Raw genomic sequence first — 10,076 nt, 5'->3', positions numbered from 1 at the left:
CGCTGAAGGTCTCAGACATCGCCATCCTCAGATATTCTCATTCACCCTGCGGAAACACGAACCAGCGGCCTGGAAGTGAGCCAGGCCGGTGACGCCCCGGCTGCGCTCACACAGTCACCTGGCCTACACGTAATTTTCGATCAGCGCCAATCGGCTGCGCTTTGTAGCGAGTTGAGCGAAAATCTGGTGCGCGACGCCCTGATCGTGGTGGATCTCGTCGCCATGACCTCGATCGGAATCGAACCCATCCGGCAGGCGGCAGAGCCGCCGCAGTGCTCGTGCTATTGGGACGACATTGATTAGCGGCGTGAACTGGAGACGTCGAGCTGGTTTTCGACGGTCAGACTGACATCGAGCGGGATACTCGCGCCTTCGACGATGACATGACGTTTCGAGCCGGTCTCGACGCTGCCGACCTACCCTGGGTCGTCCTTCTGATCCCACACGGACGAATTGTCGAACAGCGCCTACAGTCAGTCGAGTATGTCCGGAGCATGCGGATCGGCCGGCAGCACCTCGTGCAGGACTTGCCGGGCTCCCGCCTCGCACCACTCGGCCTCGTGTCACCATTTCGATCCCAGCGGGCGGCACCACTGCGCGCGCCGGGCGACAGCAGCCCGATCTAGTCCCAGAAACCGTCCAGAATCGTCCATAGCAGCTGGTGGCCCTTTCACATGGCAAATCCACTATGGGCCGCCGTCTACAGAAGACTGGTGATCCCAGATTGTCTTGTGAGGCGATCCATGAGGTGCGGCAGACCCGCCGATTGCCTACGCAGTCGTTCACATGAACCGCTTACCTCCCCCAGGAAGCGTCTACCTGAGGCCAGGCCCGCCTTGGCGCATCCGACTGTCCGACCTGACCGGAAAGACACTTCGAGGTGAACGATGCAGCTCGCATGACCGAGCTAAGTCGCTGGGCCTAGGAACCGATGCCTGAGCGGCGGCGATCGAGGCAGCGTGATGAGCCGCCCGGCGATCAACGCCGATCCACGGCCGAACGGGCAAACGTGGACGAGGCATCAATGATCCTTCCCCCGTAGAAGTTTTCTTCAACGGAACGACCCGTCCATACACGATTCTCAATATCCGCGCATCCTGTCAAGCGTCCGGCGCAACGACCGCAATCACGAAGAAGGGGCGCGATGAAGCGGCCCGGCTGGTCGTGTCGTTCGGCGACACCGGCGAGTTCGGCCGGCTCTGCCGCCGGTCCGGGTCAGCGGACAAAGCCGGTGGTGGCAAACACCTCCGCGTCGTCGGGTTCGCGGACCCGCGCAGGACCGGGCCGACAGCACTGTGACCGCCCGAGGTAACCCGGTCCGGGATCCAGATCGACGAGCTGCGCCGTCCCGACGAGGTTCGGGCGGTCGATGAAGCCGGTCAGCCGGGCCGGGCCTGCGGCGTCCAGACTGTCAGGTTCGACATCGGGATCCGCAGCCCACCGCCGGTCGCCTTCAGCACCGACTCCTTGCGCGCCCAACAGGGGAGGAATGCCCGGGTCCGGGCCGGCCGCAACCGCCATCCGGTCGCCGGTGTGCCTGAGGGAGACGTTGAGCGTGCTTCCGACGACCTCAGGCGCCCGTGCGGCCCTCGGCACTCCGGGCACTCGCGGCGAGGCTTGACCTTCCGCGTACCGTCATCGGCCGACTCGGCAACCGCGACCTTGAGGAGCGCGGTGGCCGACGTGAGCCGCCATCGCGCCGCGACCCGGCGGAGCGAACACCGGCGCGGGCCCGCTCCGAGATTCGCTGAGCAGGCTTCGCACCAGTCGGGGGCGTCGGCCGGGTCGATGCACCACACGTGGCAGTCGGTCCGGGCGACTGCCACGCCTGCGAGTCCGGTCATCAGGCGGCACGGAGAACTCGCCGTTGAGGAACGCCGGCACGTGGAGACGATCAATACCGCCGCTGCCGGGGCCGACGGGCCGCGTTCAATCGGGTGCAGGACCGCCAGTGCCGAGCGTCGTCCCGGTGCGGGAACGCCTGGAACGGATTCGTACGGTTCTCGGCCTCGAAGCCGACGTCGGCAAGGTCATTCGCACTCACGTTCTGCCCGCAGCGGCCTGAACCCCTGTGCGGGAGGCGTGCGACATGGCCTGGCTCAGAGTGGCCGCCCGCGCGCCCGTCCCTGGCGCCATGGATCCGGCGCCTTACCGGTTCGTCGCAGCTCCTTGATCCAGCCGTTGGCGATCTGCCGGGGAACCGAGTAGTGCTCGGCGACCCTCGCCGCACTCCCCATCTTCCAGTACCTGACGGGGAAGTCGGGCGGCATGTCGCTGACGTGCTTACCGACGCGCCCGGGCGGTACCTTGTCCGCAGGCGCCGACGTCCGCCCTCCGTCGATCGGCTGCGCAGGTTCGTCTCGTTCCATGTCATGTCCGTCAACGATGTCCGGCACCGAGCCAGGGGTTTCCGCCTCTCCGGACAGCCGAGACGCAATCTCGACAATCTGTCGAAAGTCCAGCTCGGCCAGCGTCTGCGGCACGGTGGAGCCACCGCGGTCAGGCCGTACCGAAATCTCCCGGACGGCAGGGCCGGCTGAGGCCAGGTCCACAACGACCTTTATCTGCCCGCTGCCGCCAACCTGCTCAACTGTGATGAGGTACTCGCTCATCAAAGCTCTCCTCCATGCGGTGGGCTCGACCATGGGCAGCAGACTGCTACGACGGTCCACCGTCCAGCTTCCGCAGCCGGCCTATCCAACCCTTCGCGGTGTGCCGCGGAACCCCGTAGTGTTCGGCGACGCCGGTGACGGTACCAGCGGCCTCGTACACGGCCCTGACCTCTTCCGCGTCAGGCATGCGCCGGTAGGCGCGGCCCGACCCCGTCCCCTGATGGCGCGTCGCCTCTGCGGGTTGCACCGCGGCAAGTCGGCCATGATCCGCCGCGTCGTCTACCGACTGCTGAGTGTCGGACCGCCTGCGGGTCGAAACCCGACCGCCAGCGGGCGCGCCGGGACCGACGACTCCAGTCACCGCGCCGGCCCCCACTGCCGAACCACCGGCACGCGAGGCTCCCGCGCCCCCGATGAGTGCCCGCCCGATCGCCTCAAGATCTATCTCAGGCAGCGAGCTGACGGTCAAGCCGGCCGGGCCGTTGCTGCGCATCGTTATCTCAGCGATCCGGTGCACGCCGCCGCTGGCTTCAACCCTGATCAGGAGTTGAAACGCACCGGCAGTTTCATCGTCATCCGTTGATATGGCGACACGGAATGCAGTCATCCCGACATGCTAGTCCTTCGCCCTGCCGGTGCCGGCAGTGACGTCCGCCCTGGTCATGACAGGTTTGACGGCAAGGAGGGGAACTTGTGCTCCTCGACCTGTCCAGGCTGCTCGTATCGGTGGCCACCACTGGGCGAGGATGCCTGGTCGGGCCCCTACGCTTGGCGTACCTCGCGCCTTGGCGATGCTGCGGATGCTGCACCGACTCCCCCGCGACGTGCTGCGCCGGCTCCGGTTTGTTGGTGCGTCCCGGGATCGTGCTTCGCTGGCACCGTGACCTGATCGCTGCCCGGGTCACCCGAGCGGTCCGCAATCTCGGCATGGACCTCCACGACACGCTGCCAGGCCCGCCTCCCGTTCCGCGATCGGGACGGCAGATGCCCGGCGCTGGTTGACACGATTTTCACCGGCAGGGCTGATGGTCGTCCTCACCGGCATCCGGACGGTTTCCGGCACCCGCAGCGGCACCAGCGGGATCGGCGCCGCGATGGCGCGCCGGTTCGCCGCTGAGGCGCGGCCGGCGTCTGAGTCGCGGATCGCGACGGCGCGGCTGTCGAAAACCGGTAGGCGGACGTTCCCGCGCTGGCGACGCGCACCGGCGTGGCGGTGTCGAGTACGAGGTCGTCGCGCTGATCGACGCCGTCGAGCGGCAGCTCGGGCCGACCGACCCGTGCTGGTGGCCCCGGACGACGCGCCGTACACCGCGACGAAGCACGCCGCGGTGGCGTACGCCGAATGGCTGGCGGTGGCCTACGGCGACGCCGGCCTTCGGGTCAGCGCGCTGTGCCCGCAGGGCGTGCGTACCCCCTTGTTGGTGGCCGGCCTCGAGGCTGGGTCGGCCGCGGCGAAGGCCGTCACCGCGGCCGGCGAGCCGCTTGAGCCGGACAACGTCGCGGCGTGGTGGCCGAGGGGTTGGCGGCCGAACGGTTCCTCGTCCTGCCGCGCCCCGAGGTGTCCCGGTATGTGCAGTACAAGGCCGCCGACCGGGACCGCTGGATCGCTGGCGCCTGCCACCGGACGGGCTGAACCGCCGGACGGGCGGCCGGAGGGTGGGCGGCCGGGTCAGTGGCGGGCGGTCAGCTTGACCCGCAGCGTGTTCAGGTGATGCTGGAACGGCGAGCTGGCATGCCAGTCCGGTGTCGCGTCGACCGGGCGCAGGTCCGGGAAACGATCAAGCAGGATGCGGAAACACTCGTCCGTTTCCATCCGGGCCAGCGCGGCGCCCAGGCAGTAGGACGCGCCCATGCCGAACGCGGTGTGCCGGTTGGGGGTACGGGTGATGTCGAAGCGGTCGGGTTCGTCGAACACCTCGGGGTCGCGGTTGCCGGCCACCATGGCGAGGTAGATGGTCTGGTGCGCCGCAATGGGCACGTCGCCGATCACCACCGGTTCGGTGGTCATCCGCACGACGCCCCCGCCCGGGCCGTCGCAGCGCAGCATCTCTTCCACGGCTGACGGGGTCAGCTCCGGCTTCTCCTTGAGCAGGTCGAGCTGCTCGGGGTTCTGGAACAGCAGGAGCAGCCCGTTCGCGATGAGGTGGGCCGTCGTCTCGTGGCCGGCGAACAGCAGCAGCACGCAGTTGGCGACGATCTCGTCCTCGGTGACCAGGCCGTCCTTCTCGGCGGCCGCGAACGTGCTCAGCACGTCCTCGCGCGGCCGTTGCCGGCGCTCCGCCAGCAGTGGCCGCAGGTAGTCCTGCATCTCCAGGATGCTGCGCTGGCACCGGCGCAGCTGGGGCAGGTTGGCGATCTTGAAGACCGTGAGGATGTCCCGCGACCAGGCCTGGAGCAGCTCGCGGTCGCGGATCGGCATGCCGAGCATCTCGGCGATGACGTTCGCCGGCAGCGGGAACGCCAGGTCCTTGACCACGTCCATCCGGCCCTGCGGCGCCACGGCGTCGAGCAGCTCGTGGGTCAACTCCCGTACCCGCGGGCGCAGCGCGTCCACTGTGGGGCGCGTGAAGTACCGCTTCAACAGCTGCTGGAAGCGGACGTGGTCAGCGGTGTTGGTGTGCCCCATCCACATGTCGATCGAGGCGCGCAGCGGCAGCAGCTCGTCCTGCTCGGCGGGACTCAACCGCCGGAGCCCCTGGGACATGTTCGCGTTGGCCAGGCGGCGGTCCTTCAACCCGGCGACGATGTCCGCGTGCCGGGTGACGAGGTACGCGTTGAGCTCCGGAACCCAGGTCACCGGGGTTTCCGCCCGAATTCGGTGGAACAGGCGGGTCGGGTTTTCCAGCGCCTTGAGGGTGAACAATCTGTCCTGCCGGATCGGCCCGTTCATATCCTCCATCCGGTGATTATGACGTGGGACGTACGCCGGCGCCATGCCCGCCAACTGCGGGCACCTGTCGCTCGACCGGCCGGAAAAGTTCCCAGCAAAGCGCAGGAAATTGGCGGGAACCAGGTCGGGGCGGGTTTCGACCAGGGCCTGTCCGCCGATCATGGAAGCCCGATGATGGCGGCGATCAGGACGAGGCCGGCCGGGTAGCGGATGTGCATCTGGCGTAGCGAGTGGCCAGGTCACGCCGCCGCTTGAGGCGGCTGAAGCAGCGTTCCACGACGGTGCGCTTGCGGCAGGTCGTCTTGTCGGAGGTGGGTGGCCGGCCACCGGCGTGCACATCTCCTTTTACGGAACGTAGCCGGATCGGACTTGTCATTACTTGCGCGAGATGGTCACTGAGCTGCAATTAGGCCGCTCAGCTTGCATCGACCGCTGTAACTCTTAGCCAATATTTGACTTGATCCACAGGACCGTCGCCACACTCACCAGGGAGAGCAAGTGCGCGCTGGAGGGAGCGGCCGAATCGCTTGCCGCCGAGGCCGGGCACCTCGGGGTCAAGGTGACCATCCTGCAGCCGGGCGGCTTCGCCACCGGTTACAGCGCCAACCTGCGGAGACCGGAGCACGGTATCGCGGACTACACGCCGGTCAGCGAGGGCATGTTCCGCGCGCTGCACGAGATGAACACCTACGCGGAGATCAACTCCCCCGAGCTCTTCGCCGACGTGGTCTGGCGGCTCGGTCAGATGGACTCGCCGCCGCTTCGACTGCCGGTGGGATCCGACTCGGAGGTAGTCCTGACGCGCGCCTACGACGCCCGGCGCCGAGAGTACGACCAGGTGGTCGAGGCGGGCCATCACATCGCCCCGTGAGCAGGCGCGCGAGGTGGCCTTCGCCGGCCGACCCCGCCCGAGCAGCCGGCGCCAGAGGTGAATCTGCTCGGGTGGTGGAGGACAGCGAGCAGGCCGTGCTGGCCGGGATGCGGCAGTCGGCCGAGGACGCCGGCTGCTCGCCCCGGTCGTCCGAGCACCATCTTCGACGAGTTGCGCCGTCCGGACGCCGACCGCCCCGGGCAAGCTGGCCGTCCCGGCCATCCCGGCGACGTCGGCGGGCATTCCGGCGGCGGCGGACCCCAGGACCATGCCGACGGCGCAGCGCCCCGCCGGCCGGGCGAGGCACCCATTCGACTCAGGACTATTTCGCCACCAATGCACAATCGAGCTAAACCGATGCAACCTGGCACTGGCAGAGAGACTGTCTTGTCAGCCACGCTACCGAGTGTTAGCGTTCGGATACAGCTCGATCCCCCTTCGGGCACCAATCAGGACATTGGCTTCCACCAACGCCACAAATTGCCCTGAACGCTCACTTCATGCTCGCCCGTAGGAGATTCGTGTGCAATCAAAGCGACCGCGAGGATGACCGCCACCTCGGCTCGTGAATCGCCATTTACACTCGATTCCTCCCGGTCCCGCGACTTTCGCCTGTACTGGCTCGCCGGCGGAGTCAACCTGCTCGGTTCCCAGGCCTCTGGCCTGGTGCTCCCGCTGGTGGCGCTGGCGATCAGCGGCTCGCCCACCGCCGCCGGCCTGGTCGGCGGCGTCGGTCTGGCCGGACGGCTGGTCACCGCGCCGGTGGCGGGAGTCCTGGCGGACCGGTTGCCCCGCAAGGCCATGATGGTCACCGCACTGCTGGTGGCGGCCGGGGCGATCGGCATGGTCACCGCCACGCTGGCGGCGGGCGCGGCGACCCTCGCCGTCCTGACCGGTGCCGCGTTCGTCGAGGGGGTGGCCCAGGCCGGCTACGAATCGGCCGGCGCGGGTGCCATCCGTCGAGTGCTGCCCGCCGACGACAAGCAGGCACTGGCCCGGCTCGAAGCGCGCAACCACGCCATGCGGATCGCCGGGCCAATGCTCGGGGGCGCGCTTTTCCAGGTGGCGCGCTGGATGCCGTTCCTAGCCGACGTGATGACCTATTTAATCGCCGCTTCCTGTGTCGCCGCCATCCGGACGGATCTGTCCCCACAACGGACGGCACGTCATTCGTTCCTCACCGATCTCCGGGCCGGTCTCCGCTTCGTGTGGAGACGAAAATTCCTGCGGTTCGTCACGTTCTGGGCCGCCGGAATCAATTTCGTGCTCGGGGCGCTCGTCTACCACACCATCCTGGTCACCGGCCGTCGTGGCGACCTGCCGGTGTCGATCGGCCTGATCCTGGCGATCGCCAGCGTGGGCGGCCTGATCGGCGCACTGGCCGCGCCCGGGGTGCTGCGTCGGGTCCGCCCGGTGGTGGCCATCCCGGTCGTGTCCTGGGTGACGGTGGGCCTGGTAGCCCTCCTGGCCGTGGCCCGACAACCCTGGAGCTACGGACTCATCTTCGGACTGATCTTCCTACTCACACCCATCGTGGCCATCGTCTTCCAGTCCCGCGCCATCACCGTCACGCCCGACCATCTCCAGGGGCGGGTGGCGACGGTGATCGGCACCACCGGTGATGTCCTGCGGGTGTTCGCGCCGGTCGTCGCGGGCGCCCTGGTCGCCCGGTTCGCCCCGGGCATCGCGGCCCTGTCCCTCGCGGTGCTCACGGCCCTGCTCGCCGCATACGCGACAGTCAATGTCCGACGGCTGCGCACCAGCGCTCCGACCGTCAGGGAGGACTGAAAGATGGCCCGCCCCTTCCGGGTCTACTACCCGGCACTGCCACTGGTGGCCGAGCACGCACCGCACCGGGCCACCTACATCGGCGACGCGGACGGCCGCTGCCAGGTCTTCGCCTGGGACCGGGCGGCCGGTTCGGCCCACCAGGTCACCGCCCGCACGGCTGGCACCAACCGCGCGGCCGTCGATCCCGCCGGCACCGCTGTCTGGTGGTTCGACGACGACCTGACCGGGACCGGAACGTGGCGGATCAGCGACTTCGACCATCCGGAACGCTCGTCCGAGGCGCTGCCGGGGATCGCGCCGGCACGGCACGCCGGCCTCGCCATGACCGCCGACGGCACGGCCATGGTCGGCCTCTCCGACGAGGAAGGCATGACGCTGTACCGGTGGACCACCGACGGCAGGGTCACGCCGGTCACCCGGATGTCCGGATACGCCCATCTGGTCGACGTGGATCCGACCGGCGACCTGCTCGTGGTCGGCCGGGACGCCGCGTCGCCGGAGGGGACGACGGTCCTCGACTCCCGCGGCGGACCGGTGGCGGTGCTGTCGGGGGGTGCGGGCCGGCGGATCTGGCCGCTGGGCTTCGCGCCCGGTTCCGGCCCCGCCCGGCTGCTGCTGGTCGTCGAGGAGGACGACGAGTACGCGATCGCCACGTGGGCCCGGGCCGACGGGCTGAGCCGGCACCGGTGGCGGTTCGACACCGAGATCACGGCGAGTTGGTACCCGGACGGGAACCGGGTTCTCGTCCGGCAGGACCGGCACGCCGGCAGCCGCCTGCACTGCGCCGACCTGACCGCCGGCACGCTGACGGGAGTTCCCACGCCGGCCGGCAGCATTCTGGACGCGGCGGTCTGGCCCGACGACGACGTGGCGTACGTCTGGACGGACTCCACCACTCCACCACAGATCCGCTCGGTCGCCGGGCTGGAGTTGCCGCGGGGACCGGACGACGGGCCGGCTGACGAGGCGGTGTCGCTGGCCGAGTTCTGCCGGCGGAGCGAGGTCTGGGCGGCGGGAGCCGCGGGCCCGATCCACGCGCTGGTGGCCGCGCCCGCCGACCGGACCGGGCCGATGCCCGCGGTCTTCCTGGTTCACGGCGGGCCCTTCCAACATGCCCGGGACGCCTACGAACCGCTGGTCGAGGTCCTGGTCCGCGCCGGCTGCGCGGTCGTGCGGGTCAACTACCGCGGGTCCAGTGGCTACGGTGCCGCCTGGCGTAACGACTTCCGGGCCGGGGTGGGGCTCACCCAACTCGAGGATCTCGCGGCGGTCCGATCCCACCTGAGCGACCGGAGTGTGATCATCCCGCACCGGGTGGCGCTGTGGGGAAGCTCGTGGGGCGGCTACCTGACCCTGCTCGCCCTCGGCCGACAGCCGGAGCTGTGGCGGCTCGGGGTGGCGATCAACCCGATCGCCGACTATGCGGCAGCCTTCGAGGCGGCCACCCCGGCGATCCGCGCGCTCGACACGGCGCTGTTCGGCGGCACCCCGGGCGAGGTCCCCCAGCGGTACGCCGAATCGTCCCCGGCCAGCTACGTCGACCAGGTACGCGCGCCCACCTTCCTCGCGGTCGCCACCGACGACGTTCGGTGCCCGCCAGCACCGGTGGAGCGGTACGCCGGAGCGCTGATGCGGCGCCGGGTTCCCGTGAAACTGCTGCGGACGCGAGCCGGGCACGAGGACTTCGACGCTCGAGGTCACGTCGCCCTGATGCAGGCGGTGCTGATGTTCATGCAGCAGCACTTCGACGGCGCACGGAACGAGGGGACACCGGTCGCGCTCGCCATGGCGCGGCCGAGGGACTGACGTACCGGGCGGCGGCCTGACGGTCTACCCACGACGAGGGGAGGTGAAGAGCATGCGTAAGAACATCATCGAGAACGACCCGATCAGCGGTAACCGCGACCAGGGC

7 protein-coding genes and 2 pseudogenes are annotated in these 10,076 nt (G+C 69.0%); 4 read left to right on the top strand and 5 right to left on the bottom strand.

All coding sequences use genetic code 11. The features are described from left to right. Positions 1 to 1,215 precede the first annotated feature (1,215 nt). The 3 genes from TPA0908_RS20245 to TPA0908_RS20235 form a co-directional block, all read right to left on the bottom strand. Positions 1,216 to 1,521: a hypothetical protein gene (locus tag TPA0908_RS20245; protein WP_281940189.1), complete on the bottom strand. Its 306-nt coding sequence runs from the start codon at positions 1,519 to 1,521 to the stop codon at positions 1,216 to 1,218. Positions 1,522 to 2,099: 578 nt separating this feature from the next. Beyond that, positions 2,100 to 2,612 (bottom strand): hypothetical protein, encoded by a 513-nt coding sequence (locus tag TPA0908_RS20240; protein WP_281940187.1) that lies wholly within the window; start codon positions 2,610 to 2,612, stop codon positions 2,100 to 2,102. Positions 2,613 to 2,658: 46 nt separating this feature from the next. Continuing rightward, positions 2,659 to 3,219 carry a hypothetical protein gene (locus TPA0908_RS20235; protein ID WP_281940185.1) on the bottom strand — a complete coding sequence of 187 codons (561 nt, stop codon included), beginning with the start codon at positions 3,217 to 3,219 and terminating at the stop codon, positions 2,659 to 2,661. Positions 3,220 to 3,889: 670 nt separating this feature from the next. On the opposite strand from TPA0908_RS20235, the pseudogene TPA0908_RS20230 reads away from it, so the two are divergent. Beyond that, positions 3,890 to 4,245, top strand: a pseudogene (locus TPA0908_RS20230) (SDR family oxidoreductase); the annotation flags it as partial. 36 nt (positions 4,246 to 4,281) lie between these two features. Here the strand turns inward: TPA0908_RS20230 and TPA0908_RS20225 are convergent. Together TPA0908_RS20225 and TPA0908_RS20220 are read right to left on the bottom strand one after the other, a co-directional pair. Further along, positions 4,282 to 5,511: a cytochrome P450 gene (locus tag TPA0908_RS20225; RefSeq protein WP_281940183.1), complete on the bottom strand. Its 1,230-nt coding sequence runs from the start codon at positions 5,509 to 5,511 to the stop codon at positions 4,282 to 4,284. Between the two features lie 149 nt (positions 5,512 to 5,660). Continuing rightward, positions 5,661 to 5,833: pseudogene (locus tag TPA0908_RS20220) on the bottom strand (IS5/IS1182 family transposase); the annotation flags it as partial. 126 nt (positions 5,834 to 5,959) lie between these two features. Here TPA0908_RS20220 and TPA0908_RS20215 point away from each other — a divergent pair. The 3 genes from TPA0908_RS20215 (at position 5,960) to TPA0908_RS20205 (ending at position 9,970) form a co-directional block, all read left to right on the top strand. Further along, positions 5,960 to 6,373 carry a hypothetical protein gene (locus tag TPA0908_RS20215; RefSeq protein ID WP_281940182.1) on the top strand — a complete coding sequence of 138 codons (414 nt, stop codon included), beginning with the start codon at positions 5,960 to 5,962 and terminating at the stop codon, positions 6,371 to 6,373. Between the two features lie 546 nt (positions 6,374 to 6,919). After that, on the top strand, positions 6,920 to 8,161 hold the full coding sequence (locus TPA0908_RS20210) for an MFS transporter (protein WP_281940181.1): 1,242 nt from the start codon (positions 6,920 to 6,922) through the stop codon (positions 8,159 to 8,161). 3 nt (positions 8,162 to 8,164) lie between these two features. Continuing rightward, positions 8,165 to 9,970 carry an alpha/beta hydrolase family protein gene (locus tag TPA0908_RS20205; protein WP_281940179.1) on the top strand — a complete coding sequence of 602 codons (1,806 nt, stop codon included), beginning with the start codon at positions 8,165 to 8,167 and terminating at the stop codon, positions 9,968 to 9,970. Positions 9,971 to 10,076: the final 106 nt, after the last annotated feature.

The organism is Micromonospora sp. AKA38 (assembly GCF_027925725.1).
Lineage (GTDB): Bacteria > Actinomycetota > Actinomycetes > Mycobacteriales > Micromonosporaceae > Micromonospora.
Note: the sequence above shows the minus strand (reverse complement) of the source record. Positions and strands in the feature narration are given on the sequence as shown.

What these genes read in the sequence shown, in the direction of transcription:
- TPA0908_RS20245 (WP_281940189.1), bottom strand. Translation starts at nt 1,521, where the DNA reads ATGGCGGTTGCGGCCGGCCCGGACCCGGGCATTCCTCCCCTGTTGGGC.
- TPA0908_RS20225 (WP_281940183.1), bottom strand. Translation starts at nt 5,511, where the DNA reads ATGGAGGATATGAACGGGCCGATCCGGCAGGACAGATTGTTCACCCTC.
- TPA0908_RS20235 (WP_281940185.1), bottom strand. Translation starts at nt 3,219, where the DNA reads ATGACTGCATTCCGTGTCGCCATATCAACGGATGACGATGAAACTGCC.
- TPA0908_RS20210 (WP_281940181.1), top strand. Translation starts at nt 6,920, where the DNA reads ATGACCGCCACCTCGGCTCGTGAATCGCCATTTACACTCGATTCCTCC.
- TPA0908_RS20205 (WP_281940179.1), top strand. Translation starts at nt 8,165, where the DNA reads ATGGCCCGCCCCTTCCGGGTCTACTACCCGGCACTGCCACTGGTGGCC.
- TPA0908_RS20240 (WP_281940187.1), bottom strand. Translation starts at nt 2,612, where the DNA reads ATGAGCGAGTACCTCATCACAGTTGAGCAGGTTGGCGGCAGCGGGCAG.